Annotated in this window: 27 protein-coding genes; 20 read left to right on the top strand and 7 right to left on the bottom strand. The window is 73.1% G+C overall.

What is annotated here, in order from left to right:
* Positions 1–300: 300 nt before the first annotated feature.
* From JX575_RS13155 to JX575_RS13130, 6 genes are read left to right on the top strand one after another with little or no spacing between them, the layout of a single operon-like run.
* A complete protein-coding gene (locus tag JX575_RS13155) occupies positions 301–969 on the top strand; it encodes a helix-turn-helix transcriptional regulator (protein WP_186340834.1) in 669 nt (222 codons plus the stop codon).
* Positions 966–2,657 carry a dihydroxy-acid dehydratase gene (gene ilvD / locus JX575_RS13150; protein ID WP_186340835.1) on the top strand — a complete coding sequence of 564 codons (1,692 nt, stop codon included), beginning with the start codon at positions 966–968 and terminating at the stop codon, positions 2,655–2,657. The genes JX575_RS13155 and ilvD overlap by 4 nt, the downstream gene beginning before the upstream one ends.
* A 40-nt stretch (positions 2,658–2,697) precedes the next feature.
* Positions 2,698–3,912, top strand: coding sequence for a kynureninase (kynU, locus tag JX575_RS13145; RefSeq protein ID WP_186341238.1), 1,215 nt, complete (start codon positions 2,698–2,700; stop codon positions 3,910–3,912).
* Positions 3,909–4,643, top strand: a complete 735-nt coding sequence (locus JX575_RS13140) for a GNAT family protein (protein WP_186340836.1) — start codon at positions 3,909–3,911, stop codon at positions 4,641–4,643. Before kynU ends, JX575_RS13140 begins: the two co-directional genes overlap by 4 nt.
* 1 nt (position 4,644) lies before the next feature.
* Positions 4,645–5,061, top strand: coding sequence for a VOC family protein (locus JX575_RS13135; protein ID WP_186340837.1), 417 nt, complete (start codon positions 4,645–4,647; stop codon positions 5,059–5,061).
* A complete protein-coding gene (locus JX575_RS13130) occupies positions 5,058–5,522 on the top strand; it encodes a deaminase (RefSeq protein WP_186340838.1) in 465 nt (154 codons plus the stop codon). The genes JX575_RS13135 and JX575_RS13130 overlap by 4 nt, the downstream gene beginning before the upstream one ends.
* On the opposite strand, the gene JX575_RS13125 is transcribed toward JX575_RS13130, so the two are convergent.
* The gene (locus JX575_RS13125; RefSeq protein WP_186340839.1) at positions 5,503–6,282 is read right to left on the bottom strand and encodes a hypothetical protein; all 780 of its coding nucleotides are present in this window, start codon (positions 6,280–6,282) and stop codon (positions 5,503–5,505) included. The genes JX575_RS13130 and JX575_RS13125 overlap by 20 nt on opposite strands.
* A 47-nt stretch (positions 6,283–6,329) precedes the next feature.
* Between JX575_RS13125 and JX575_RS13120 the strand changes: the two genes are divergently transcribed.
* Positions 6,330–6,947, top strand: coding sequence for a TetR/AcrR family transcriptional regulator (locus tag JX575_RS13120; RefSeq protein ID WP_206054394.1), 618 nt, complete (start codon positions 6,330–6,332; stop codon positions 6,945–6,947).
* Here JX575_RS13120 and JX575_RS13115 read toward each other — a convergent pair.
* A complete protein-coding gene (locus JX575_RS13115; RefSeq protein WP_186340840.1) occupies positions 6,934–7,374 on the bottom strand; it encodes a hypothetical protein in 441 nt (146 codons plus the stop codon). The two genes, JX575_RS13120 and JX575_RS13115, sit on opposite strands and share 14 nt — an antisense overlap.
* Before the next feature lie 25 nt (positions 7,375–7,399).
* Between JX575_RS13115 and JX575_RS13110 the strand changes: the two genes are divergently transcribed.
* The 8 genes from JX575_RS13110 to JX575_RS13075 all read left to right on the top strand — a co-directional run bounded on the left by JX575_RS13110 (position 7,400) and on the right by JX575_RS13075 (position 15,948).
* On the top strand, positions 7,400–8,416 hold the full coding sequence (locus tag JX575_RS13110; RefSeq protein WP_186340841.1) for a S66 peptidase family protein: 1,017 nt from the start codon (positions 7,400–7,402) through the stop codon (positions 8,414–8,416).
* Between the two features lie 47 nt (positions 8,417–8,463).
* Positions 8,464–9,138, top strand: coding sequence for a 4a-hydroxytetrahydrobiopterin dehydratase (locus JX575_RS13105; RefSeq protein ID WP_186340842.1), 675 nt, complete (start codon positions 8,464–8,466; stop codon positions 9,136–9,138).
* Positions 9,139–9,232: 94 nt separating this feature from the next.
* Positions 9,233–11,161, top strand: a complete 1,929-nt coding sequence (locus JX575_RS13100; protein ID WP_346776147.1) for an acetolactate synthase large subunit — start codon at positions 9,233–9,235, stop codon at positions 11,159–11,161.
* Entirely contained in the window at positions 11,158–11,712 is a 555-nt protein-coding gene (gene ilvN, locus JX575_RS13095) for an acetolactate synthase small subunit (protein WP_186340844.1), read from the top strand. Before JX575_RS13100 ends, ilvN begins: the two co-directional genes overlap by 4 nt.
* Positions 11,713–11,779: 67 nt before the next feature.
* Complete coding sequence (gene ilvC / locus JX575_RS13090) at positions 11,780–12,808, top strand: ketol-acid reductoisomerase (protein WP_277395297.1); 1,029 nt, start codon at positions 11,780–11,782, stop codon at positions 12,806–12,808.
* Between the two features lie 19 nt (positions 12,809–12,827).
* On the top strand, positions 12,828–13,628 hold the full coding sequence (locus JX575_RS13085; protein WP_186340845.1) for a class I SAM-dependent methyltransferase: 801 nt from the start codon (positions 12,828–12,830) through the stop codon (positions 13,626–13,628).
* Positions 13,629–13,676: 48 nt separating this feature from the next.
* Complete coding sequence (locus tag JX575_RS13080) at positions 13,677–15,197, top strand: cytosine permease (RefSeq protein WP_186340846.1); 1,521 nt, start codon at positions 13,677–13,679, stop codon at positions 15,195–15,197.
* A gap of 37 nt (positions 15,198–15,234) precedes the next feature.
* Positions 15,235–15,948, top strand: coding sequence for a DsbA family oxidoreductase (locus JX575_RS13075; protein ID WP_186340847.1), 714 nt, complete (start codon positions 15,235–15,237; stop codon positions 15,946–15,948).
* 15 nt (positions 15,949–15,963) lie between these two features.
* On the opposite strand, the gene JX575_RS13070 is transcribed toward JX575_RS13075, so the two are convergent.
* Positions 15,964–16,536 (bottom strand): YdeI/OmpD-associated family protein, encoded by a 573-nt coding sequence (locus tag JX575_RS13070; RefSeq protein ID WP_186340848.1) that lies wholly within the window; start codon positions 16,534–16,536, stop codon positions 15,964–15,966.
* 135 nt (positions 16,537–16,671) lie between these two features.
* Here JX575_RS13070 and serA point away from each other — a divergent pair, with 135 nt between their 5' ends.
* Positions 16,672–18,267: a phosphoglycerate dehydrogenase gene (gene serA / locus JX575_RS13065; RefSeq protein ID WP_186340849.1), complete on the top strand. Its 1,596-nt coding sequence runs from the start codon at positions 16,672–16,674 to the stop codon at positions 18,265–18,267.
* Positions 18,268–18,354: 87 nt separating this feature from the next.
* Here serA and JX575_RS13060 read toward each other — a convergent pair whose 3' ends face one another.
* Positions 18,355–19,806: a PLP-dependent aminotransferase family protein gene (locus JX575_RS13060; protein WP_186340850.1), complete on the bottom strand. Its 1,452-nt coding sequence runs from the start codon at positions 19,804–19,806 to the stop codon at positions 18,355–18,357.
* A gap of 61 nt (positions 19,807–19,867) precedes the next feature.
* Here JX575_RS13060 and JX575_RS13055 point away from each other — a divergent pair, with 61 nt between their 5' ends.
* On the top strand, positions 19,868–20,572 hold the full coding sequence (locus JX575_RS13055; RefSeq protein WP_241005147.1) for a hypothetical protein: 705 nt from the start codon (positions 19,868–19,870) through the stop codon (positions 20,570–20,572).
* Between the two features lie 9 nt (positions 20,573–20,581).
* On the opposite strand, the gene JX575_RS13050 is transcribed toward JX575_RS13055, so the two are convergent.
* Complete coding sequence (locus JX575_RS13050) at positions 20,582–22,075, bottom strand: DUF6297 family protein (protein ID WP_186340851.1); 1,494 nt, start codon at positions 22,073–22,075, stop codon at positions 20,582–20,584.
* Entirely contained in the window at positions 22,065–22,733 is a 669-nt protein-coding gene (locus JX575_RS13045; protein WP_186340852.1) for an ABC transporter ATP-binding protein, read from the bottom strand. The genes JX575_RS13050 and JX575_RS13045 overlap by 11 nt, the downstream gene beginning before the upstream one ends.
* Before the next feature lie 93 nt (positions 22,734–22,826).
* Here JX575_RS13045 and JX575_RS13040 point away from each other — a divergent pair, with 93 nt between their 5' ends.
* Positions 22,827–24,458, top strand: a complete 1,632-nt coding sequence (locus JX575_RS13040) for a hypothetical protein (RefSeq protein ID WP_186340853.1) — start codon at positions 22,827–22,829, stop codon at positions 24,456–24,458.
* A gap of 30 nt (positions 24,459–24,488) precedes the next feature.
* Here JX575_RS13040 and JX575_RS13035 read toward each other — a convergent pair whose 3' ends face one another.
* Positions 24,489–25,055, bottom strand: coding sequence for a class I SAM-dependent methyltransferase (locus JX575_RS13035; protein WP_186340854.1), 567 nt, complete (start codon positions 25,053–25,055; stop codon positions 24,489–24,491).
* A 419-nt stretch (positions 25,056–25,474) separates the two neighbouring features.
* Between JX575_RS13035 and JX575_RS13030 the strand changes: the two genes are divergently transcribed.
* Together JX575_RS13030 and JX575_RS13025 are read left to right on the top strand one after the other, a co-directional pair.
* Positions 25,475–25,624 (top strand): hypothetical protein, encoded by a 150-nt coding sequence (locus tag JX575_RS13030; protein ID WP_186340855.1) that lies wholly within the window; start codon positions 25,475–25,477, stop codon positions 25,622–25,624.
* A 10-nt stretch (positions 25,625–25,634) separates the two neighbouring features.
* Entirely contained in the window at positions 25,635–26,723 is a 1,089-nt protein-coding gene (locus JX575_RS13025; RefSeq protein ID WP_186340856.1) for a 3-isopropylmalate dehydrogenase, read from the top strand.
* The last annotated feature ends 10 nt before the right edge of the window (positions 26,724–26,733 follow it).

The following is a 26,733-nucleotide window of genomic DNA, read 5'->3' as shown; positions in this document are numbered from 1 at the left end:
ACCCACGCCCGCCCCGGCCCTCTCCCACCCCGCACTGGGAATTGAGTCTCTGAGCGACTCAAGGCTCAAGGCGCGTTCCGCGGCGCGCGCCGAACGCGCCGCTGCGCCGTGAGTCCGTCAGAGACTCAGGGTCCAGTCCGGCCGAGGCGGACTGTGGGCGGTCGCCCGGGGTGGGCCGGGGAACGTCCACAGGGGCGGGCGTTCGGGCCAGTTCGGGGGCCGCTGTGGAGAGCGCGCCGGTCCTGTCGGTCGCCGGCCGTGTGATGGAGCGACGAGGCGATCACGACCAGGAGGCCGGGGATGGGAATGGGGAGCGGGAGCACGACGTGGCGCGACGACGCGTCCAGCGCGGAGATGGCGGAGTGGACCGAGCAGGAGTGGGAGTGGTTCGAGATGGGGCCGTTCGACGGCGGGATACCCGGCCTGGTCCGCCGGGTCAGGCGGATCCTGGAGGTCTCCCAGCGCGGGCTGGCCGCGCTGATCGACGTCTCGCAGTCGGTGGTGGCGCGGTGGGAGACCGGGCGCACCAGTCCGCGGGCGTGCGTGCTGCACGAGCTGCTCAGGATGGCCGGCCTCACCGTGACCTACCGCGACGAGGAGACGGGGGAGGAGGTGACGCCGATGCGGGACGACGGAGCCCGCACGCACGGCGGGAGCCGGTTCCCCGCCCACGCCGACCTGAGGGCGACCGGGTGGTGGACCCCGCGACCGCTGATGACGACGATGGTCGAGTACCACCGTGCGCGCGACCGCTCGCGGGCGCGGCGGGACCCGTCGATCCGAGCCACGACGTGCCCGTTCTGGCGACGCCTCCTGCGCTTGGTCCACGGCACCCCGGACGACCACCCGTCGGTGTGGCAGCTGGCCGCCGAGGCCGAGCATCTCGACGAACGTCGTGAGGAGCGCCTCGGCGTCCCGGTGAGACACCGTGCACGGCCCCGAGAGAGGGCTACTAGCCTGACGGCATGACGCACGCAGCCGACGGACCCGACATCAAGCCCCGCAGTCGCGACGTCACAGACGGGCTCGAGAAGGCCGCGGCCCGGGGCATGCTGCGGGCGGTCGGCATGGGCGACGACGACTGGGAGAAGCCCCAGATCGGCGTCGCGTCCAGCTGGAACGAGATCACCCCCTGCAACCTCTCCCTCGACCGGCTGGCCAAGGCGGTCAAGAACGGGGTGCACGCGGCGGGCGGCTTCCCGCTGGAGTTCGGCACGATCTCGGTGTCCGACGGCATCTCGATGGGCCACGAGGGCATGCACTTCTCGCTGGTGAGCCGCGAGGTCATCGCCGACTCCGTGGAGACCGTGATGATGGCCGAGCGCCTCGACGGCTCCGTCCTGCTCGCCGGGTGCGACAAGTCGCTGCCGGGCATGCTGATGGCTGCCGCGCGCCTCGACCTGGCCAGCGTCTTCCTCTACGCCGGGACGATCATGCCCGGGCAGGTCGACGGCAAGGACGTCACCATCATCGACGCCTTCGAGGCGGTCGGCGCGTGCCTGGCCGGCAAGATCAGCCGCGAGAAGGTCGACGAGATCGAGCGGGCCATCTGTCCCGGCGAGGGCGCGTGCGGAGGCGCCTACACCGCCAACACGATGGCCAGCGTCGCCGAGGCGCTCGGCATGTCGCTGCCGGGCAGCTCGAGCCCGCCGGCCGTCGACCGCCGCCGCGACGGCTTCGCCCACAAGTCCGGCGAGGCCGTGGTCAACATGCTGCGACAGGGCATCACCGCCCGCCAGATCATGACCCGCCCGGCCTTCGAGAACGCCATCGCGATGGCCATGGCGCTCGGCGGCTCCACCAACGCCGTGCTCCACCTCCTCGCGATCGCCCGCGAGGCCGAGGTCGACCTGACCCTCGACGACTTCACCCGCATCGGCCGCAACGTCCCGCACCTGGCCGACATGAAGCCGTTCGGCCGCTTCGTGTGGACCGACTTCGACCGCGTCGGCGGCATCCCGGTGCTGCTGCGCGCGCTGCTCGACGCCGGGCACCTGCACGGCGACGTCCTCACCTGCACCGGCAAGACGATGGCGGAGAACCTCGCCGACCTCGACCCCAAGCCGCTCGACGGCGAGATCCTGCGCCAGCTCGACCGCCCGATCCACGCCACCGGCGGCCTGACCATCCTCAAGGGCTCGCTCGCGCCCGAGGGGGCGGTCGTCAAGAGCGCAGGCTTCGACGACTCCACCTTCACCGGCACGGCCCGGGTCTTCGACGGCGAGCGCAAGGCACTCGACGCGCTCGCCGAGGGCACGATCACCGCCGGCGACGTCGTGGTGATCCGCTACGAAGGTCCCAAGGGCGGCCCGGGCATGCGCGAGATGCTCGCCATCACCGGCGCGATCAAGGGCGCCGGCCTCGGCAAGGACGTCCTGCTGATCACCGACGGCCGGTTCTCCGGCGGCACCACCGGGCTCTGCGTGGGCCACATCGCGCCGGAGGCCAGCGACGGCGGACCGATCGCGTTCCTGCGCGACGGCGACCAGATCACGCTCGACGTGGCCAACATGACCCTCGACGTGCACGTCGACGAGACCGAGCTGGCGGCGCGCGCCGAGGGCTGGGAGCCGCTGCCGCCGAAGTACACCCGCGGGGTGCTCGGCAAGTACCGCAAGGTGGTCCAGAGCGCCGCGCACGGGGCGGTCTGCTACTGACGTCGAGACGGGCGGGGGCGGCGGATAGGTTGCGGGCGTGATGACCGCAGCAGAGCTCGACGCCGCCGACCCGCTCGCCCGCTTCCGGGACCGGTTCGTCGGTGCCGCGAGCGACCTCGTCTACTTCGACGGCAACTCCCTGGGGCGTCCCGTCGCCGCCACGGCCGACCGGCTGGTCTCCTTCGTGGAGCAGGACTGGGGCGGGCGCCTGATCCGCGGCTGGGACGAGCAGTGGATGCAGCTGCCGACGACCCTCGGCGACGACCTGGCCCGCACCTGCCTGGGCGCGGGCGCCGGCCAGACCGCCATCGGTGACTCCACCACGGTGTGGCTCTACAAGCTGATGCGGGCCGCGGTCGACCACGCCGTGCGCACCGACCCGGCTCGCACCGAGATCGTCGTCGACACCGACAACTTCCCGACCGACCGCTACGTCGCCGAGGGCATCGCCGCCGAGCGCGGGCTGACCCTGCGCTGGATCGAGGTCGACACCGCCGAGGGCGTCACCGCCGACCAGCTCCGCGAGGCGGTCGGTGAGCGCACCGCGCTGGTCGTGCTCAACCACGTCGCCTACCGCTCGGCCTGGCTGGCCGACGCCGCCGAGCTCACCCGCATCAGCCACGACGCCGGCGCGCTGGTGCTGTGGGACCTGTGCCACTCGGCCGGCGCCGTGCCCGTGGCCCTCGACGCGTGGGACGTCGACCTGGCCGTCGGCTGCACCTACAAGTACCTCAACGGCGGGCCCGGCTCGCCCGCGTTCGGCTACGTCAACGCCCGTCTCCACGACGAGCTCACCCAGCCGATCCAGGGCTGGATGGGCCACGCCGACCCGTTCCTGATGGGCCCCGGCTACACCCCGGCACCCGGGATCCGCAGGTTCATCTCCGGCACCCCGCCGATCCTGGGCATGGTCGCGATGCAGAGCATGCTCGAGCTGGTCGAGGACGCCGGCATCGAGGCGGTCCGCGCCAAGTCCGTCGCGCTGACGTCGTACGCCGTCGAGCTGGCCGACGCGTCCCTGCCCGAGGTCACCCTCGCCTCGCCCCGCGACCCGGCCCGCCGCGGCGGCCACGTGACCCTGCACCACGACCGGATGCGCGAGGTCACCGCGCTGCTGTGGCAGCGCGACGTCATCCCCGACTACCGCGACCCGGGCGGGCTGCGCATCGGGCTCTCGCCCCTGTCGACGTCCTTCGAGGAGGTCGAGCGCGGCGTCGCCGCGGTCGCCGAGGCCCTGCGGGAGACCGCGCGATGAGCGGCACCCCGAGGACCAACGCCCACGGCCAGCGCATCGGTCGACCGGTCGAGTGGACCCCCGCCGCCCCGCCCGACCCCGCCGTGGTGCTCGCGGGACAGGGCGTGCGCCTCGAGCCCGCCGGCCCCCAGCACGTCGACGACCTCTACGCGTCCTTGTGCGGCGAGGACGACGAGCCGATCTGGACCTACCTGGCGTGGGAGCGCCCGCGCGACCGCGACGGGCTCGCCGCCATCGTCGCGGAGGGCGGCGCCGACCCGGGCCGGGTGATGTACGCGATCGTCCCCGTCGAGACCGGCCGGGCAGCGGGATTCTGCTCCCTGATGCGCATCGACCCCGCGATGGGCACGATCGAGGTGGGCGCCATCGCGTTCGGCCGCCAGCTCCAGCGCAGCCGCGCCGCCACCGAGGCGATGGCGCTCCTCATGCGCCACGCGTTCGACGACCTCGGCTACCGCCGCTACGAGTGGAAGTGCGACAGCCTGAACGCCCCCTCGCGCCGGGCCGCCATCCGGCTGGGGTTCATCTGGGAGGGCCGGTTCCGCAACGCCGTGGTCGTCAAGGGACGCAACCGCGACACCGACTGGTTCTCGATCACCGACCGCGAGTGGCCGCGTGTGCGCCAGGCCCTCGCCGACTGGCTCGACGACCGCAACTTCGACGCCATGGGGCGCCAGCGCGTCCGCCTGGCCGCCCGTCCGCCCGAGCCCGCCGCCCCCCAGGAGCAGTGACATGGACCAGCGCCTCAGCTTCATCACCCTCGTCGTGGGCGACCTCGAGGTGACCCGAAAGTTCTACGTCGACGGCCTCGGCTGGGAGCCCGAGCTCCACGAGGTCGGTGAGGTGCTGATGTTCCGGGTCGCCGACAAGGTCGTGCTGAGCCTCTGGGCCGAGTCGTTCTTCGTCGAGGAGGTGGGCAAGACGCCGACGCGCGGTGGCGTGCCGCCGATCACCCTGGCCCACAACCTCGCCACCAGGGCGGGCGTGGACACCGTGCTCGAGCAGGCACGCACGGCCGGAGCGGCGCACGTACGGGAGGCCACCGAGCGCGAGTGGGGCGGCTACTCCGGCTACTTCGCCGACCCCGACGGATTCCGCTGGGAGGTCGCCTACAACCCCGGCGCGATCGGGCAGTCGGTGCTCCCGTGAGCGCACCCACCACCGCGACCCCGGACCACGCCGTCCCCGGCTGGGACGACTACTTCCTCGGCATCGCCGACGCCGTGGCCGCTCGGGCCAAGTGCACGCGCCGCCGCGTCGGCGCCGTCCTGACCATCGAGCACCGCATCATCGCCACCGGCTACAACGGCGCGGCGCCGGGGGAGGACGACTGCCTGGGCGGGGCCTGCCCGCGCGGCCAGCTGGGCTACGACGACGTGCCCGGCCTCGGGGACTACGACCGCCCCGGCACGCCCGGCTTCTGCATCGCCATCCACGCCGAGGTCAACGCCCTGCTCTTCGCGACCAGGGACACCAAGGGGGCGACCGCCTACATCACCGATCCGCCGTGCCCGGGCTGCCGCAAGGCGCTCGCCGCGGCGGGCGTGGTGCGCGCGGTGTGGCCAGGCGGCGAGCACGACCGCGAGGGCCTCACGGCCTGGGGTCGGTGACGGCGCTGGGCCTTGAGTCTCCAGGAGACTCAAGGTCGAGGGACTCCTCCCTGGCCTCCTCCGCGGACTCCTCCGCGGCCTTCTCCCTGGCCTCCGCCCTGGCCTTCTCCTCGGCCCGGCGCCGGCGCTTCACCTCGCCGCGGGCGAGGAAGAACGCGATGAGCACCGGCACCAGCACCTGGCGGACCGGCTCGGTCCACGCCGGCAGCGACGGCAGCGACGGGAGGTCGATGTCGGGCCACGGGATCGACGGCAGGGTGATGTCGGGCCAGGGGATCGACGGCAGGTCGGGCCAGGGGATCGACGGCAGCGAGATGTCGGGCCAGGGGATGTCCAGGCTCGGCCAGGGCACCAGGCTCAGCAGCCAGACCAGCAGGACCGGCACCCCGACGCCGGCGGCCGCGATCGCCGTCTGCCGTGCGGTGTGGAGGTGGGGGTGGGCACCGATCCATTCGGCGCGCCTGGCCGCTCGTGACCCCGCCGCGGGCTCGAGGTCGGTGCCGCCGAGGCCCGTGTGCGCCTCGGCCTCTCCGTCGTGGAGGGTGACCCGGCGGGTGGGGCCGACGATCGCGCACCGCAGGCGCACGGCACCGTCCGCGCCCGTCGGCGCCAGGACGATCGTGTCGTCGGAGGTCTTCGTGCGCCCCACCTCGGTGCCGTCGCGGGTCCACGCCACCTCGCGGGTGAAGGCATGCTGCTCCACAGTGACGACGTGCTCGTGGCCGCCCTCGACGAGGTGCCAGCGTTCGATGTCCCCCATGGGATGGAATACTAGAGCATGCACTCCATGAAAGGGAGAGGTGACCGGTGGCCCGCACCGTAGACCCGGAGAAGCACCTGGCTCGCCGGCTGCTGATCATCGACGCTGCGCTGACCTGCTTCGCGGCCACGGGGTACGCCGGCACCTCGACCGCCGCCATCTGCCGGGAGGCCGGCATCGGCTCGGGCACCTTCTTCCACTACTTCCCGACCAAGCAGTCGCTGCTCCTGGCGATCCTGGAGCTCGGCACCGAGGAGACGCGGGAGTGGTTCGCCGCCCGGCCGGCCGACGAGGACCCGATGGCCGTCATCGAGGCGCACCTCGCGCACACCGCCGACGAGATGGCCGACCCCCGGCTCGCGGGCTTCGTCCGGGCGGTCGGGGCGGTGATGGGGGAGCGCGAGGTCGAGGCGGCGCTCGCCCGCGACACCCGCGTGCTGGAGGAGGGTCTCGGCCCCTGGGTCGCCCGCGCCCAGGCCGCGGGCCAGGCCCGCACCGACCTGTCGGCAGCCGACCTCACCGCCTGGCTGCTCGTCGTGGTCGACGGCTTCCTGGGGCGCCTCGCGGTGGATGAGTCGTTCACGGCGGCGGGGCAGCGCGAGGTGCTCATCGACACCGTCCGCCGCCTCCTCGCGCCGGGTCACGACCACGTCAGCGCCGGGTGACCCAGACCAGCTCGCCGGAGTCCCACTTCGCCAGGGCGACCGGCACGAGGCGCCGCATCGCGTCCGTGCCCCCGAGCTCGGCGGCGTTGGTGGCGCCGTACTCCTGCCCCACGGCGTTGTTGTGCTCGTCGACCCGCGAGTCGTGGCGGGCGGACGAGCCGGACTCCTGCGCCGTGGCGATCGCCCGGGCGGTCTCCACCCCGAACCGTGCCGTCAGCACCGCCTGCCACATGAAGTGGCGCATCGCGTTGGCGCGGCCCGGCACGCCACGGCCCTGAGCCGCCGCGATCTGCAGGGCGGCCCGGGAGAGCCGCAGCACCTCGAGCGCGCCGGCGGGTCCGAGGCCGGCCTGCACCGCCGCCACGTAGAGCCGCGGCACCACGGTGCCGGCATGGATCGCCTGCCGCGCGATGTCGCCCAAAGCCATGGACACACAGTGCCAGACTGGTGCCATGGCCCGAGCACCCCTCTTCCCACGCCCGCTGCGCCCCGGCGACCGGATCGGGGTGACCGCCCCGTCGGCGGGCGTCGAGGGCGACGGCGTGGCGCGGATGGACTTCTGCGTCGACTGGCTGCGCGGGCGCGGCTACGAGGTGGAGGTCGGCGAGTTCCTGGTCGGGGGCGGGCTGACTGCCGGCCCGGCCCAGCAGCGCGCCGACGAGCTCACCCGGATGCTGGCCGATCCCGACATCGCGTGCGTCATCCCGCCGTGGGGCGGCGAGACCGCGATCGACCTCGTCGACCTGCTCGACTGGGACGCGCTCGCCGCGGCCGAGCCGACCTGGCTCGTCGGCTACTCCGACCTCTCGACCGTCCTCGTCCCGCTGACCACCCGCCTGGGCTGGGCCACGATCCACGGCGACAACCTCGCCGACACGCCGTACGCCGTCCCCGACGGGCTGCTGCACTGGCTCGACCTGGCCGGCGGGCCCGGTCCGTTCGTGCAGCGCGACTCCGGGCTGGTCACCGACTGGGTGCGCTTCGAGCAGGACCCCCGGGCGACGGAGTGGACCCACGTGGGCACCGGGTCGTGGCAGGTCGAGGGCGGCGGATCGCTCGACGTGTCCGGGCGGCTGATCGGCGGCTGCATCGAGACGGTCGCCAACCTCGCCGGCACGCCGTACGGCGACGTGCGGGCCTGGGCCGAGGGCCTCGACGAGCCGACGATCGTCTACGTCGAGGCGTGCGAGGACCACGCTGTCGACATCTGCCGCTTCCTCCACGGCCTCCGGCTGGCGGGCTGGTTCGACCGGGCGGCCGCGGTGCTCGTCGGCCGCACGGGCGCGCCCGACCACCCCGACCTCACCCAGCGCGAGGCCGTGCTCGATGCCGTGGGTCGTCTCGACCTGCCGATCGTGTGGGACCTCGAGATCGGGCACGTGCCGCCCCACCTGCCCCTGGTCAACGGCGCCCTGGCGCGCGTCGTCGTCGACGACGCCACCCACGAGATCACCCAGACCCTGGCCTGAGCCGACGGGGGTGGTCGCCGTCGGTGCCGAGTGGCAGGGTCGGGCCCATGAGCGATCCGAAGGCACGACTGCGCCACGACGACATCCTCGCCGCCGGCCTCGACGACTGGCGCAAGGTGCTCAACCGACTCAAGGCCCGCTTCCGCACCGGTGACTTCGCCACCGGCCTGACGCTGGTCGACCGGATCGGTGCGGCCGCCGAGGAGGCCGGCCACCACCCCGACGTCACGCTGACCTATCCGGAGGTCGTCGTGACGCTGAGCAGCCACGACGTCGGAGGCATCACCAGCCGTGACCTCGACCTGGCCCGGCGGATCAGCGAGCTGGCCGCCGAGCTCGGAGCGGTGGCCGACGTCTCCGGGCTCACCGAGATCGAGCCGGCGCTCGACACGGCCTCCGCCGAGCGGCTCGGCGACTTCTACGCCGCCCTGCTCGGCGCGCAGGCCGGCCCCGGTGGGGTCGTCGACCCGAGCGGGCAGGTGCCCGGGGTGTGGTTCCAGACGCCCGACGGGGATGGCGGGGCGCCACTGCCCGAGCGCGACCACGAGCAGCGCTGGCACCTCGACGTGTGGGTGCCGCACGACGAGGCCGAGCGGCGGCTTCAGGCCGTGCTCGACGCCGGCGGGCGCCTCGTGAGCGACGCCGACGCCCCGGCGTTCTGGGTCGTGGAGGACGCCGACGGCAACCGGTCGTGCATCTGCACGCCGCTGGAGCGCGGCTGAACGACGCCTGTTCTCCACATCGCGAGACTCGCGTTCCGAATGGTGGGACGCCTGTCACACTTGCTTGACGCCGGACCACCCCGGCGACGACGGTATGTCGCATGCGCACCGAGATTCTTGTACGCACGCGACGCGTGAGCTGACGGCCACCGGCCCAACGCACGCGCGTCACCCCTCGTCGCCCACCGGGCCGAGGGGTTTTTTCATGGCCCAGAGCCGACGTAGACGCAGCAGGAGAGAGAAGGACATGACGCAGCAGGGCGGACAGGGAAGCGGACCGGTCACGGGCGCACAGAGCCTGGTGACGTCCCTCGAGGCGGCCGGCGTGACCGACATCTTCGGCATCCCGGGCGGTGCGATCCTCCCGGCCTACGACCCGCTCATGGACTCCACCCGCATCCGGCACATCCTGGTCCGGCACGAGCAGGGCGCCGGCCACGCCGCGCAGGGCTACGCCGCGGCCACCGGCCGGGTGGGCGTGTGCATGGCGACCTCGGGTCCGGGCGCGACCAACCTGGTCACGCCCCTCGCCGACGCCTACATGGACTCGGTGCCGATGGTCGCGGTGACCGGGCAGGTGGGTGCCTCGATGATCGGCACCGATGCCTTCCAGGAGGCCGACATCCGGGGCATCACGATGCCGATCACCAAGCACAACTTCCTGGTGACCGACCCCGCCGACATCCCGCGCACCGTCGCCGAGGCGTTCCACATCGCCTCGACCGGTCGGCCCGGCCCGGTGCTGGTCGACGTGGCCAAGTCGGCGCTGCAGGCCCCGACGACGTTCGCCTGGCCCGACGAGCTCCACCTGCCGGGCTACCGCCCGGTGACCATCCCGCACCCCAAGCAGATCAAGGAGGCGGTGCGCCTCATCCGCGAGGCCAAGCGTCCCGTCCTCTACGTCGGCGGTGGCGTGATCCGGGCCCGCGCGTCGCGCGAGCTCGCCCAGCTCGCCGCCCTGACCGGCATCCCCGTCGTGACCACGCTGATGGCGCGCGGCGCGTTCCCCGACAGCCACCCCCAGCACCTCGGCATGCCCGGCATGCACGGCACCGTGGCCGCGGTCGCGGGGCTGCAGAAGAGCGACCTGATCATCAGCCTGGGTGCGCGCTTCGACGACCGGGTCACCGGCAACCTCGACTCCTTCGCCCCGGGCGCGCTGGTGATCCACGCCGACATCGACCCGGCCGAGATCGGGAAGAACCGCCACGCCGACGTCCCGATCGTCGGCGACTGCCGCGAGGTCATCTCCCAGCTCGTCGAGCTCCTGCAGGCCGAGGGCGCCGACGGCGACTACGAGGCGTGGGTGGCGTTCCTCGCCGGGGTCAAGCAGAAGTACCCGCTCGGCTACGACGCCCCCACCGACGGCTCGCTCGCGCCGCAGTACGTCCTCGAGCGGCTCGGCGCCATCGCCGGCCCCGAGGCGATCTACTGCTCCGGCGTCGGCCAGCACCAGATGTGGGCGACCCACTTCGTGGGCTACGAGAACCCCAACACGTGGCTCAACTCCGGCGGCCTCGGCACGATGGGCTACGCCGTCCCCGCCGCGATGGGCGCCAAGGTCGGCATGCCCGACAGCACCGTCTGGGCGATCGACGGCGACGGCTGCTTCCAGATGACCAACCAGGAGCTCGCCACCTGCGCGATCAACGACATCCCGATCAAGGTCGCGATCATCAACAACGAGTCGCTCGGCATGGTGCGCCAGTGGCAGACGCTGTTCTACAACGAGCGCTACTCCAACACCGACCTGCACTCCAAGCGGATCCCCGACTTCGTCAAGCTGGCCGACGCCTACGGCTGCGTGGGCCTGGCGTGCGAGTCGCCCGACGAGGTCGACGCCACGATCGAGAAGGCCATGGCGATCGACGACCAGCCGGTCGTCGTCGACTTCCGCGTCCACCGCGACGCGATGGTGTGGCCGATGGTGGCCGCCGGCACCAGCAACGACGAGATCAAGTACGCACGCGACCTCGCGCCGCAGTTCGAGGACGTGCAGGACGACTGGGAGGTCCGGGCATGAGCGCCGCCAACAAGCACACGCTGAGCGTCCTGGTCGAGAACCAGCCGGGCGTCCTGGCCCGCATCGCGAGCCTGTTCTCCCGCCGCGGCTTCAACATCGACAGCCTGGCGGTCGGCCCGACCGAGCACCCGGAGGTCTCGCGGATGACCATCGTGGTCAACGTCGACGAGTCGCCGCTCGAGCAGGTGACCAAGCAGCTCAACAAGCTCGTCGAGGTCATCAAGATCGTCGAGCTCGACGGCCCCGGGTCGGTCAACCGCGAGCTGCTCCTGGTCAAGGTCCGTGCCGACGCCGCCACCCGCGGTGCGGTGCTCGACGCCGTCCAGCTCTTCCGCGCCAAGGTCGTCGACGTGGCGCCCGACGCCGTCACGGTCCAGGCCGTCGGCAACTCCGACAAGCTCGCCGACCTGCTGCGGGTGCTCGAGCCCTTCGGCATCCGCGAGCTCGTGCAGTCCGGCATGGTGGCCATCGGGCGCGGCTCGCGCTCGATCAGCGAGCGCACCCAGCGCCCCGTCGCCGTGCCCGCACCCGTGTCCGCCATCGCCACCTGATCCACCCCCACCTGATCCCACCCAACTGATCCACCCCGAGCAACACACCGACGAAGGAGAGCCCCCAGTGGCTGAGATGTTCTACGACGACGACGCCGACCTGAGCCTGATCCAGGGCAAGAACGTCGCGGTGATCGGCTACGGCAGCCAGGGCCACGCCCACGCCCTGTCGCTCCGCGACTCCGGCGTCGACGTCCGGATCGGGCTGCAGCCCGGCTCCAAGAGCCGCGACAAGGCCGAGGCCGAGGGCCTGCGCGTGCTCACCCCCCGCGAGGCGGCGGAGGAGTCCGACGTGATCGTGATCCTGGCTCCCGACCAGCACCAGCGCACGCTCTACGCCCAGGAGATCGAGCCGGCGCTCACCCCGGGCGACACCCTCGTCTTCGGGCACGGCTTCAACATCCGCTTCGGCTACATCACCCCGCCCGACGGCGTCGACGTCATCATGGTCGCCCCCAAGGGCCCGGGCCACCTCGTGCGCCGCGAGTACGTCGACGGGCGCGGCGTGCCGGTGCTCGTCGCGGTCGAGAAGGACGAGTCGGGCAAGGCGTGGGACCTCGCGCTGTCCTACGCCAAGGCCATCGGCGGCCTGCGCGCCGGCGGCATCAGGACCACCTTCACCGAGGAGACCGAGACCGACCTCTTCGGCGAGCAGGCGGTGCTCTGCGGTGGCGCCTCCCAGCTCGTGCAGTACGGCTTCGAGGTGCTCACCGAGGCCGGCTACCAGCCGGAGGTGGCCTACTTCGAGTGCCTCCACGAGCTCAAGCTCATCGTCGACCTGATGTACGAGGGCGGCATCGCCAAGCAGCGCTGGTCGGTCTCCGACACCGCCGAGTTCGGCGACTACGTCTCCGGCCCGCGGGTGATCACCCCCGAGGTGAAGAAGAACATGGAGGACGTGCTCGCCGACATCAAGAACGGCGCGTTCGCCGAGCGCTTCATCACCGACATGGACAACGGGTCGCCCGAGTTCACCGCGTTCCGCGAGACGGCCGAGAGCCACCCGATCGAGCAGACCGGTCGCGAGCTGCGCAAGCTGATGTCCTGGGTCAAGTCGCACGACGCCGACTACACCGAGGGCAGCTCGGCGCGCTGATCCGCCAGTCAGCACGTCAGTGAGCACCTACACCCACGGGCACGCCGAGGCCGTCCTGCGCTCCCACCGGTGGCGCACGGCGGCCAACTCGGCGGCCCACCTCCTGCCGCACCTGCACGACGGGCAGCGCCTGCTCGACGTCGGGTCGGGTCCCGGCACCATCACCGCTGACCTGGCCCGGCTCGTGCGGGAGGTCGTGGCCGTCGAGATCGACGAGGAGGCGGCGGCGCTGACGCGCACCGAGCTCGAGCGCCAGGGCGTCACCAACGCGACGGTGGTGGTGGGCGACGTCCATGCCCTCGACGTCGACGGTGTCCTCGGCGGGGCGTTCGACGTCGTCCACGCCCACCAGGTGCTCCAGCACGTCACCGACCCGGTCGGGGCGCTCCGCGAGATGCTGCGGGCGACCCGACCGGGTGGCGTGGTCGCCGTCCGCGACAGCGACTACGGCCACTTCTCCTGGCATCCCGCGTCGGGCGGCCTCGACCGGTGGCTCGAGCTCTACGAGGCCGCCGCGCGCGCCAACGGGGGCGAGCCCCACGCGGGCCGGATGCTCCTCGCCTGGGCGCACGCCGCCGGCGCCACCGACGTGGTCGCCGGGTCGTCCACCTGGTGCTACGCCTCCCCGGCCGACCGCGAGTGGTGGGGCGGCCTCTGGGCCGACCGCATCACCTCGACCGCGCTGGCCCGCCAGCTCGTCGCCGAGCGCCGCGCCTCGCCCGAGGAGCTCGAGCAGGTCGCCGCCGCCTGGCGCGCCTGGGCGACCGACCCCGACGGCTGGTTCTCCGTCCTGCACGGTGAGGTGCTCGTCCGTGCCTGACGCACGTCGGTGCTGGATACCGGGCCACCGGTGCGCGACGATGCGGTCATGAGCCACACCACAACCCCGGCGTCGGGCCTGGAGCAGGCCCGCCGCCTCGGCGTCGAGACCACCGGCATCGAGATCATCGAGGAGTCCGCGCGCACGGCGCGCCCGCGCGACCTGTTCTGGCCGTGGTTCGCGGCCAACGTCTCGGTCTTCGGCATCAGCTACGGCTCGTTCGTGCTGGGCTTCGGGATCTCGTTCCTCCAGGCCCTGGTGGTCTCGGTGGTCGGCATCGTGGTGTCGTTCGCGCTGTGCGGGATCATCGCCATCGCCGGCAAGCGGGGCTCCGCGCCCACGATGGTGCTCAGCCGCGCGGCGTTCGGCGTCGACGGGCAGAAGGTGCCCGGCGTCGTGTCGTGGCTGGTCTCCATCGGGTGGGAGACCTTCCTCGCGATCCTCGCCGTGCTCGCGACGGCGACGATCTTCGAGCAGCTCGGCTGGTCGGGCGGCACCACGACGCAGGTCGTGGCGACCGTCGTCGTCGCGGCCCTGATCGTCGCGGCGAGTGTCGCCGGCTACCACGTGATCATGCGGATGCAGTCGGTGCTCACCTGGCTGACCGGCATCGCGACGCTGGTCTACGTCGGCCTCACCCTCGACGAGATCGACTGGACGGCCGTGAGCGACATCCCCAGCGGCAGCGCCCAGCAGATGGTCGGGGCGCTGGTCATGGTGATGACCGGCTTCGGGCTGGGCTGGATCAACATCGCCGCCGACTGGTCGCGCTACCAGCGGCGCGAGGCCAAGGGGTCGGCCATCGTCGCCTGGAACACCTTCGGCGGCGCCGTCGCCCCGGTGCTGCTCGTCGTCTTCGGGCTGCTGCTGGCGGGCTCGTCCGCCGAGCTGAGCGCCGGCATCGTCGACGACCCGATCGGCACCCTCGGCACGCTGCTGCCGACCTGGTTCCTCGTGCCGTTCCTCCTGGCCGCGATCCTCGCGCTGGTCAGCGGCGCCGTCCTCGGCATCTACTCCTCGGGCCTGACGCTCCTCTCGCTGGGCGTGCGGATCCCGCGGCCCGCGGCGGCGTTCGTCGACGGCCTCATCCTGACCGCCGGCACGATCTGGGTGGTCTTCTTCGCCGAGGACTTCCTCGGGCCGTTCCAGAGCTTCCTGATCACCCTCGGTGTGCCCCTGGCCGCGTGGGCGGGGATCATGATCGCCGACATCGCGCTCCGCAAGCGCGACTACGACGACGAGGCGCTGTTCGACAGCAGCGGCCGCTACGGCAGCGTCGACTGGACCTCCATCGCCACGATGGCGGGCGCCTCGGTCGTCGGGTGGGGCCTGGTGGTCAACAACTTCGCCGCCGACGCCACCTGGAACAACTGGCAGGGATTCCTGCTCCACCCCCTCGGCCTGGGCACCTACGTCGACGACCCCGCCGGTCCCTACTGGGACGGCAACTGGCCCTACGCCAACCTCGGCGTGCTGCTCGCCCTCGTCCTCGGGTTCGCGGTGAGCTACGTGGCCCGCCGCGCGAAGGTGCGGGCCCAGGAGGCCGACGCCCCGCGCGTCGCCGGCTGACCGGAACAAACCGCCGCCCGGACGGCGTTGGGCCCGCGTGAAGATCGAGATCTGGTCCGACGTCGTCTGCCCGTGGTGCTACATCGGCAAGCGCCGCATCGAGAGCGCCCTGGCGCAGTTCGCCCACGCCGACGAGGTGGAGGTGCGCTGGCGCTCCTACCAGCTCGACCCCGGGGCGCCGACCGAGCCGACCGAGACGACGACGACGATGCTGCAGCGCACGTACGGGCAGTCGCCGAGCGGCGCGCAGCAGATGCAGGAGCGCGTCGAGACCGTCGCGGCCGAGGAGGGGCTGGTCTACCGGCTCTCCGAGACGATGCACCTCAACACCGTCGACGCCCACCGCGTGATCCACCTCGCCGACCGGCAGGGCGGACCCGCGCTGCAGGGCCGCGTCAAGGAGGCGCTGCTCGAGGCCTACCTCACCCAGGCCCGCAACGTCGCCGACCACGACGTGCTGCGCGAGATCGCGGTCGCGGCCGGGCTCGACGCGACCCGGGTCGAGGAGGTGCTGTCCTCGCGCGAGCTCGAGCAGGACGTGCACGCCGACATGGCGCAGGCCCAGGCCTACGGAGCCAGCGGCGTCCCGTTCTTCGTCGTGGACGAGAAGTACGGCGTCTCCGGCGCCCAGCCGACCGAGGTGCTCACCCAGGTGCTCGAGCGCGCGTGGTCGGAGTCGCACCCGGCCATCGAGGTGCTGGCGGGCGCCGACGGCGGGGACGCGTGCGGCCCCGACGGCTGCGCCATCTGACCGCCTGCGACCGGCCTACCGGGACCTCTCGCCGCGCCCGGCCTTCTCCGCGGTCGTCTCCACGCGCGCCGCCCGCGTCTCGGGTCGCTTGGCCAGCACGATCCACGTCAGGATCAGCTTCTGCGCCGACGCCGACCACGACTCCCAGTGCTCGCGCGCGCCCGGGTGCCGCTCGAAGGCGGCAGCGAGGTCGTCGGGCACGACGAGGTCCTCGACCGCGTCCATGAGCGTCCACATGCCCGTCTCCTTCGCGACGGCCACCGCCGCGGCCCCCGCCGGCTCCAGCAGGCCGGCCTCCTGCAGGCGCGCGATCCGGCCCTTGTTGATCCGGGTCCACATGCTGCCCCGGCGCCGCGGGGCGAACCACTGCATCGAGCGCTGCTCGTCGAGCGGCTTCACCGTCGAGTCGACCCAGCCGTAGCGCAGCGCCTCGAGGACCGCCACCTCGTAGGTGAAGGGCCGCTCCGTGGCCCGGCGCGGGCTCACCAGCCACACGCCGTCGGGCTGCCGGTGGTGCTCGACCAGCCACGCGCTCCACTCCTCGACCGTCCGCGGCTCCAGCCGCTCGGCGTCGTCCATCGCACCCATGGACCGATCGTAGGGGCCGGGTACGACGTCCGGATGCTGACGCATTGGGACTCCCGATCCACTCGCGGGTAGGGTGGTCACCGCACAGCGTCGTGCAGTCCCGGACACCCTCGACCCACCCAGAGGACCCACGCTGTGAGCGCACCCGTCAAGCCCGTCGTACTCATCGCCGAAGAGCTCAGCCCCGCCACCATCGACGCGCTGGGCCCCGACTTCGAGATCCGGCACTGCAACGGTGCCGATCGCGCCGAGCTCCTGCCCGCGATCGTCGGCGTCGACGCGATCCTCGTCCGCTCCGCCACCAAGGTGGACGCCGAGGCGCTCGCGGCCGCCGACCGGCTCAAGATCGTGGCCCGCGCCGGCGTCGGCCTCGACAACGTCGACGTCAAGGCCGCGACGCAGGCCGGTGTGATGGTCGTCAACGCGCCCACGTCCAACATCGTCAGCGCCGCCGAGCTCGCCGTCGCACTGATGCTCGCCGCCGCCCGCCACATCAGCCCCGCCCACGCCGCCCTGCGCGGTGGCGAGTGGAAGCGCTCGAAGTACACCGGCATCGAGCTCTACGAGAAGACCGTCGGCATCGTCGGCCTGGGCCGCATCGGGGTGCTCGTCGCCCAGCGGCTGAGCGCCTTCGGCATGAAGGTCATCGCCTACGACCCCTACGTGCAGGCCGGCCGCGCCGCGCAGATGGGCGTACGCCTGGTCGACCTCGACACGCTGCTCGACGAGTCGGACTTCATGAGCGTCCACCTGCCCAAGACGCCCGAGACGCTCGGCCTCATCGGCGCCGACCAGCTCGCCCGCGCGAAGGACAGCCTGGTCCTGGTCAACGCGGCCCGCGGCGGGATCGTCGACGAGGCGGCGCTCTACGACGCCCTCAAGACCGGCCAGATCGCGGCCGCCGGCCTCGACGTCTTCGCCAGCGAGCCCTGCACCGACAGCCCGCTGTTCGAGCTCGAGAACGTCGTCGCCACGCCCCACCTGGGCGCGTCGACCGACGAGGCGCAGGAGAAGGCCGGCATCGCGGTCGCCCGCTCCGTGCGGCTCGCGCTGGGCGGCGAGCTCGTGCCCGACGCGGTCAACGTGCAGGGCGGCGTCATCGCCGAGGACGTACGCCCCGGCATCCCGCTCACCGAGAAGCTCGGCCGGGTCTTCACCGCGCTCGCCGGCGAGGTCGCCCAGCAGCTCGACGTCGAGGTGCGCGGCGAGATCACCGAGTACGACGTCAAGGTGCTCGAGCTCGCGGCGCTCAAGGGCGTCTTCGCCGACATCGTCGAGGAGCAGGTGTCCTACGTCAACGCGCCGCTGCTGGCCGCCGAGCGCGGCACCGAGGTCCGCCTGGTGACCGAGGCGGAGAGCCCTGACCACCGCAACCTGATCACGCTGCGGGGCACCCTGGCCGACGGGACCCAGGTCTCCGTCAGCGGCACGCTCGTCGGGATCGCCCAGAAGGAGCGGCTCGTCGAGGTCAACGGCTTCGACGTCGACATCGAGCCCACCACCCACCTCGCGTTCCTCACCTACGAGGACCGTCCGGGCATGGTCGGCACCGTAGGCGGCATCCTCGGCGACGCGGCCGTCAACATCGCCGGGATGCAGGTCTCGCGGCAGGACAAGGGCGGCGCCGCCCTCGTCGCGCTCAGTGTCGACTCGGCGATCCCCGCCGCGACGCTGGATGAGATCGAGGCCGCCATGCAGGCGGCGTCGGTGCGGGCCGTCGACCTGTCCTGACGGCCCAGAGACGGCGAACGCCCCGGCGAACACTGCTCGCCGGGGCGTTCTCGTCGTGCGCGCGACGCGGGTCTTGTCGCGTCTGCCTCACGCGACCATGACGCGCCCGGCCTGACGGCGCGTGGGCGCCCGGGCGGCGTCGGACGTCACGTGCTCCCATGCCGCGGCCAGGCGTCGTACCGCCTCCTCGAGACGGTCGGGCTCCGCCGTCCACGGGATCCGCACGAACCGGTCGAGACCGCCCTCCACCGCGAAGACCGGCCCCGGCGCCAGCACCACGCCGCGACGCTCCGCCTCGGCCGTCGTCGCCGTGGCGAGCGCCTCGGGGAGCTCGCACCACAGGGCGAGCCCGCCGTCGGGCACCCGGAAGCGCCACGCCGGCAGGTGCTGGCCGATCGCGGCCACCAGCGTGTCGCGGCCGGCCAGCAGCCGTGCGCGGTGGGCAGGCAGCACCTCGTCGGCGTGGTCCAGCAGGTCGGCCAGCACCAGCTGCTCGAACACCGGCGCCCCGAGGTCGAGGCCGATGCGTGCCTGCAGGAGCCGGTCCATGTCGGCCAGCGGGGCGCGCACCCACCCCAGCCGCAGCCCGCCCCAGAACGACTTGCTGGCGCTGCCGATCGTGATCGCGCCCGGCGCGTGGGCCGCGAGCGGGCTGGGCATGTCGTCGGCCAGTCCGGGGCGCAGGGCGAGTGCCTGGTGGGCCTCGTCGGCGACGACGGTGGTGCGGGTGCGGGCCAGGGCGCCGGCGAGCTGCTCGCGCTGGTCGTCGCCCATCAGCTGCCCGGTGGGGTTCTGGAAGTCGGGGATCAGGTAGGCCAGCCGGGGCGAGGTCTGGCGCAGCGTGGCGGTCAGCGCGTCGAGGTCCCAGCCGTCGGGGTCGACGGTCGCAGCGACCAGCCGGGCGCCGGCGTGCCGCACCGCCCGGGTCGCGTTGGGGTAGGTCGGTGACTCCACGACGACCCGTGCCCCCGGGGTGGTGAAGGCCTGGGCCACTACCGAGGCGGCCGCCAGGGCGCCCGCGGTCACCATCACCTGCTCGGGGACGGTGGGCAGTCCGCGCGCCTCGTACGACGCGGCGATGCGCGCCTGCAGGGCCGGCATCCCGAGCGGGAAGTAGCCCGGCCCGCTGAGGTAGGCCGGCAGCTGCTCGCCGGCACGCTGGTAGGCCTCGACGAGGCCGGGCGGGGCGGAGCTGGCCGCGCAGTTGAGGTCGATGGCGTCCTCGCCGCCCGTGCCCGGCATCAGCGACCGGTCGTGGGCCCGCCTGCGCCCGCCGGGCACGGTCGTGAAGGTGCCCGACCCGCGGCGCGACTCGGCGTAGCCGGACTCGCGCAGCACCTCGTAGGCGCGGGTGATCGTGGTGCGCGAGACGTCGAGTGCCGCGGAGAGGTCGCGCTCGCTCGGCAGCCGCACGTCGACGCCAACCCGACCGTCGCCGATGAGCACCCGCAGGCTGTCGGCAAGGCCGAGGTAGGCGGGGGAGCGGGGGAAGTCGGCTACGAGGGTGGCCACCCGATGGGCGTTGACGACGCGGCTCATGCAGGCCACTGTCACAGGATTGGCTATTTCGAGCAAGGCCAATCCGGGTCAGGCTGGTGCCATGTTCGACAGCACGTCCGCCAGCACGTCCGTCGGCACCGTCGTCTCGCGCCCCGCCCTCGTCGACCTCGGCCCGGTCGCCCAGCTGCGCGCGGGACGCCTCGCCCGTCGCCTCCCGCAGCTCTACGTGGGCCTGTTCCTCTACGGCGTCTCGCTGGCGATGATGGTCCGCGGGGCGCTCGGCCTCGCGCCGTGGGACGTGCTGCACTCCGGCTTCGTGCGGCACGTGCCGATGACGCTCGGCCAGGCGGTCGTCCTCTTCAGCTTCGTCGTGCTGGTGCTGTGGATCCCACTGCGCGAGATGCCGGGTCTCGGCACGATCAGCAACGCGGTCGTGGTCGGCCTCGCGGCCGACGCGACGCTCGGCGTCCTCACGCCTCCCGACGCGATGGCCGGGCGAGTGGCGCTGATGCTCGGCGGCGTCGTGCTCTGCGGCGCGGCCGGCGCGCTCTACATCGGCGCCCAGCTCGGCCGCGGTCCGCGCGACGGACTGATGACGGGTCTGGCCCGTCGCGCCGGGCTGTCCCTCCGCCTGGTCCGTACGGGTCTCGAGGTCACCGTCGTGGTCCTGGGGCTGCTCCTCGGCGGGGTGCTCGGCGTGGGCACGGTCGTCTACGCCCTCGCCATCGGCCCGCTCACCCAGCTGATGCTGCCCTGGGTGACCGTCGAGCTCACGCCGTCGCCGACGGACCGGCCCGCCGGCTGAGCGCGGCCGTCAGCCCGGGCCGGCGTCGCCGGAGACGAGGTAGGCGATCACGCCGACGCTGACCACGCTCGAGACGAGCATGCCGCCCGTCCCGAACATCAGCGGCAGGGCGGTGATCGCCCACACGTCGAAGCCCCGGGCGGCGCTGAGGAACACGCCGGACGGCACGCCCCCGGCGGGGGTGCTGACCAGGGGCGCGGCGTAGTTCGGCGGCTTGCCGCTCACCCACCGCACGGTCGCTGCGATCGACGACAGCCCGCACGCGACGGCGAGGTTGACCGCTCCGCCGTCCTCGCCGACGACCGGCAGCAGCGTCCAGGTCGTCGCCAGGGCGAACGCCATCAGCGCCGTCGCGGGCACGACCAGGTGCGCGAGCACCAGCGTCCGCCGGCGCAGAGGCAGCATCCGGGCGATGCTGCGGGTGCGCACGACCACGCGGAGGCCGGAGCAGAGCGCCGGACCGCCGAGCAGCCCCGCCAGGGTCGTCGCGAGCACGACCGCCCGGCCGGCGCCGGCCTCCGCCGCGGCGTACGGGACGAGCACGAGACCGGCGAGCAGGACGTACGGCTGGGGTGCCCGGGCCGCCCGCAGCAGGTCGCGGTGGACCAGCGCGCGCCAGCCGAGCGGACCGCCGGTGCGCGATCTGACGCGCGCGCCGCGACCCCAGCGGCGGGCGAGCAGCACGTCGTACATCAGGCCGAGGTCGACCGACGACAGCGCTCCCGACAGGCTGGGGGAGAGGTGCTCGGTGTAGCCGAGCACGCGGCGCGACACGCGGCCGACGGCGATCGCCGCGCGCCAGGCGAGCGTGCCGGCGACCACGACGAGCAGGGCGGCCGCGGCGATCCCGGTCGCCGCCGGGACCTCCGGCACGACCTCGAGCCGGTGGGTCGCGGCCAGCGCGAGCGCCAGCCAGAGCGCACCGGTGACGCACCACGTGAGCCACCGCGCGACCGGGTCCTCCCGCACCTGGGACAACGCCGCCACCCCCACGCAGGCGCACGCGGTGGCACCGCCCGCTGCCAGGTAGAGCACCGACTCGTGCCACGAGAAGCCGCCCAGCACGGCCGGTGCCAGCAGCAGGAGCACGGTGCCGAGGCCGGTGGTCGCGACGGTCCGCAGCCAGCCGGGACGCAGCAGCGCGCCGCGGTCGACGGGCGAGCCGAGCAGCCACGCGTTGGCCGCGGGCGGGCTGAAGACCGGACCGAGCAGCCGGGCCATGCCGAGCGCCAGCAACGCGACCGCGAGGGTCGCCAGCCAGGGGACCGCCGACCGGACCTCGGCGCACGCGGCGAGGCACGCGTCGTCGGCGAGCCGGCGCAGGCTGAGCACGACGTTGCCGGCCATCGCGGCGATCATCACCACGCAGAAGAGGGCGACGTAGGCGTCCGAGAGGACCTCGCCCCACGACAGCTCGGCGCGGCCCCGGCGCCAGTGGCGGATCTCCGCGCGCAGCTCCCGGGCGGACGGGACCTCCGCGAGGGCCGCCGGGTCAGTCGCCATCGTCGGGCTCGTCCCCGAGGCGGACCACCCGGTCGCAGACCCGCGCGACGAGGTCGGGGTCGTGGCTCACCAGCAGCACGGCCCGCCCGGCGGTCTTCTCGGCGAGGAGCTTCGCGCCGAGCCACTGCACGCCCGCGACGTCGAGCCGCGCCTCCGGCTCGTCGAGCACCAACAGCCGGCGCGGGCGTACGAACGCGCTCGCGAGGGCCAGCCGCCGTCGCTGTCCGGACGACAGCGTCGAGGGGAGCTGGCCCGAGACCTCCATCAGCCCGGTCTCGGCGAGCACCGCGTCGACGACCTCCTGGGCGTCCGGCTGCGCGTGCGCCCGCGCGACCAGGTCGAGGTGCTCGACCACGGACAGGTCGGGGAAGAAGTCGATGTCGTCCATCACCACGGCCATGTCGGCCCGGATCCCGGGCTCCCGTTCGTCGAGGACGCGCCCGTCCAGCGTCGTCTCGCCGGCATCGGCGCGGTCGGCGCCGATGAGGCAGCGCAGCAGCGTCGACTTGCCGCTGCCGTTGGGACCCACCACCCCGACCGCCTCGCCCGAGGCGACGTCCAGGTCGACCTCCGACAGGATCGTCCGGTCGGCGAAGCGGCGGGAGATCCCCCGTGCCCGGAGCAGCGGGGGAGACTCGTCGGCGGCCACGTGCGTCATCCAAGCAGGCGCAGCATCGACCTTTCGACTGGTGACCCGACCGGCATCGCCGTGGTAGGGATAGCCACCTTGGTCCAAACGTGGGGGGAAGCCATGCGTCGTCGACGTCTGCTCGTGTCGGTCCCGGTCCTGCTCGGTGTCGCCGTCGCGGGCACACCCGCCGTCGCCACCACCGGCGGTCCCGGCGGTCCCGCCGACCCCGGCCACGGGATCGAGCTCCGGCTCGACCGTCGCGGCCAGGACGCGGCGCCGGGCACGCGTGTCCAGCGGCACGCGAAGGCGGCCGACGGTGCGGTCCGGCGCACCGCCCGGCTCACCGAGATCGAGCACGTCCCCGGCACCACCCCGCAGCAGCAGCTCGCGGCTGTCGACGTCGTGGTCGACGTGCAGGCCGGCACCCTCACCGGCACCGCGGCCCTCAACGCCGCGCCCACCGACGCCAGCGCCGCGGTCGCCGTCGTGGTCGGGACGTGGCAGGGCAGCACCTGCACGCCGGCGCTCGCCGCCGTCGCGACGGGCGACGCCTCCTCGGCGCAGGGGCAGGTGCCCGACGGGTCCGTGATCGGCGCGAGTGCCAGCCTGCAGGGCGCCACGGTGACCATCGCCACGGCTCCGCACCCGGTGCTGCGCGACACCGAGCTCGCGTGCGCCTACGCAGCGGTGGCGCAGAACGTCCCGAACGGTCAGCTGCTCAGCATCGCCTATCCCGCCGACCTCGCCGCGGTCTACGTGCCGGTGCTCGAGGTCGAGCCCGACGAGCAGATGGTCGGCGCCAAGGCCGGCCGGTGGGTCGACGTCGGCGTCGAGGTCCGCAACACCGCGCGCGGGCCGGCATCGAGCGTGCGCCTCACGGCCTCGGGCAAGGGAATCGAGATCGCACAGAAGGTCGTCGACGTCGGCGTGGTCGACCAGCGGAGCACCGAGTACGTCGACCTCAAGGTCAGGCTCAAGCGCCCCACCGGCAAGAAGAAGAGGTCGAAGGCGCTCAAGCCGCGCACCCTCACGCTCACCGTCACCGACCCCGCTGCCGCCACGGCGACCGCGAGGACGACCGTCGTGGTCACCCCGAAGCCGACCCGGCTCCGCAACCTCGCCGGCACCTACTGGTGGGGCTGGGAGGACACCAACCTCCAGTCGTCGGCCGGCTGGATCAACCACGCGGTGTGGTTCGTCGACCGGAAGTGGGCCTACACGGGGTGGGCCGACGGCCGGAAGCCGCGGTGCTCGGCCAAGGTCAAGGAGTGCCGCCGCTACTCCTACGACGCGCGCACCGGTCGGCTGAAGATCGGCAGGGAGAAGGTCAAGGTGACCTCCGCCGGCTTCGCGTTCACGCACCCCGGCTACGGCGAGAAGCTGCGCGTCGAGCCGCTGACGCTGCCCACGAAGGGCACCAAGCTGGCCGTGGACCTCTACCACCAGAACTGGTCCGGCTTCTGCACGATCTCGTGCACCGCCTACACCGACTACCTCACGATGGACCGCGCCGGGCGCTTCGTGGAGGGCGGCTACTCGGTCGGCAGCTGGCCGGGCCTGGGCAGCAGCTGGGCCACCGCTCCGGCCGACCAGCGCGGCACCTACCGGGTGGTGTCCACCGGCGTGATCGAGATGACGTACGCCGACGGCACGCGCACGCGGCAGGTGATCGGCATCCAGCACGACCCGCGGGGCAAGCCCAACCCGGCCGTGGCGGGGGTCCTGCTGGGCGAGACCAACTTCTACGACTGATCGGCGCCGGCCGGGCAGGCGCGCGGGGCCTCAGCGGCGGGTCGCGATGACGGCCGAGGCGTCCGCGGCGACCATGACCTCGACGGCGGTGAACCGCTCGTCGGTGAGCCACTGCTCGCGCAGCGTGTCGACCCGGCCGTAGGTGATCGGGGGCCAGGACTCGCACGGCGCGAAGTCGTCGAGGACCACGATGCCGCCGGGCTCGACGAGGTCGACGATCGCGTCGACGCCGACCTCCGACGGGGTGCCCGAGTCGAGGAAGAGCAGGGAGAAGGGGCCGTGCTCGCGCAGCACGCTCCAGTCGGCGGCGAGCACCTCGACCTTCTCGTCGTCGTCGAAGATCTTCGCCGCGGCGCCGGCCAGCGACTCGTCGAGCTCCGCGGTCAGGATCCGGGCGCCGTTGCGCACGCCGCTGCGGAGCCAGGCGGTGCCGACCCCGCAGCCGGTGCCGAACTCGGCCATGGTGCCGCCGCGCGTCGCCGCGAGGGTCGCGAGCAGGCGACCGGTCTCGTTGCGGCAGAACGCGACGTAGCCGGCCTGGCGGCACACGTCGAAGGCACGCTGGACGATGTGGGGGAGGTCGGGGGGAGCAGACATGAGGTCGCCGAGTCTGTCACCCCGCACCCGCGATCCCGGTGCGCGGGCTGACGTCTCACGATCTGACACATGGAGGGATCGTTGCTGCGCCGACCGCCCGGCCGGTCGTATGGTCTCCCCATCATGCGGAGCGTCTTCGTACTCATCGATCGCCGCGGCGGGGCCTGACAGAGAGGCCACCTCGTCGCGGTGTTCGGCGTTGACGAGGTTCCGCCACCGGCCTTTCGCCCCTCCGCTGGGCAGCAGCCCAGCCGAGCTCGAAGCCTCCGCCTTCGCGGCGGGTCCTGCGCAGCAACCGCGCGATCCGCACGCTCGTCGGCCGGCAGCCGGGCCCGGGCGATCCCCGAACCCCCTGCTTCCCCACCCGCCGCGGTGTCGGCGGCTTCGGGCTCACCCCCATAGCGACGCACCACGCAGGAGTGAGCGAGATGTACCAGATGTACCCCGAGACCTGGGGCCCCGCGGCCCACGACCCCGACAACCCGCGCAGCGCCGAGAACACCGCCGTCGCCGTCCAGCGGGCGCTTGATCTGCGAGACGGTGGCGGCCAGCGTCCGGACGACAACTAGCCTTCGCGGCATGTCCGAGACCCCGCAGCCCGCCACCGCCCGCGCCACCGGCAACCCGACCCTCGCCGTCATCCCCGGCGACGGCATCGGGCCCGAGGTCACGGCGGAGGCGTTGAAGGTCCTCGAGGCCGCGGCCCCCGTGACCTTCGAGTCGACGCGCTACGACCTCGGCGCCGAGCGCTACCTCGCCACCGGAGAGGTGCTGCCCGACTCGGTGCTCGCGGAGATCCGTGAGCACGACGCGATCCTGCTCGGGGCGGTCGGCGGCAGGCCCAACGACCCCCACCTGCCCCAGGGCATCCTCGAGCGCGGGCTGCTGCTGCGGCTGCGCTTCGAGCTCGACCACTACGTCAACCTGCGCCCGTCGCGGCTCTTCCCCGGCTCCACCTCACCCCTGGCGGAGTCGGTGCTGGAGAAGGGCGACATCGACTTCGTGGTGGTCCGCGAGGGCACCGAGGGTCCCTACACCGGCAACGGCGGCGCGCTGCGGGTCGGCACCCCGGCCGAGGTGGCGACCGAGGTCTCGGTCAACACCGCCTACGGCGTGGAGCGGGTGGTCCGCGACGCCTTCGCCCGGGCACAGGGTCGGGCACGCAAGAAGCTCACGCTGGTCCACAAGACCAACGTGCTCGTCAACGCCGGCTCGCTCTGGTGGCGGCTCTTCGAGCAGGTCGGGGCCGAGTACCCCGACGTCACCACCGACTACATCCACATCGACGCGGCGATGATCTTCATGGCCACCGACCCGGCCCGCTTCGACGTGATCGTGACCGACAACCTCTTCGGCGACATCATCACCGACCTCGCCGCCGCCGTCACCGGTGGCATCGGGCTCGCCGCCTCCGGCAACGTCAACCCCGACCGCACCGCCCCGTCCATGTTCGAGCCGGTCCACGGCTCCGCCCCCGACATCGCCGGCCAGCAGAAGGCCGACCCGACCGCCGCGATCCTGTCCGGCGCCCTCCTGCTCGACCACCTCGGCCACGCCGAGGCGGCCGCGCGGATCGAGGCGGCCGTCCTGGCCGACCTCACCGAGCGCGCGCCGGGCACGAGCCGTCGTACGAGCGAGGTCGGGGACGCCATCGCCGCTCGCCTCTGAGCCACACCTG

The organism is Nocardioides sp. zg-1228, assembly GCF_017086465.1.
Taxonomy (GTDB): Bacteria; Actinomycetota; Actinomycetes; order Propionibacteriales; family Nocardioidaceae; genus Nocardioides.
This window is presented reverse-complemented; position numbering and strand designations above follow the sequence as displayed.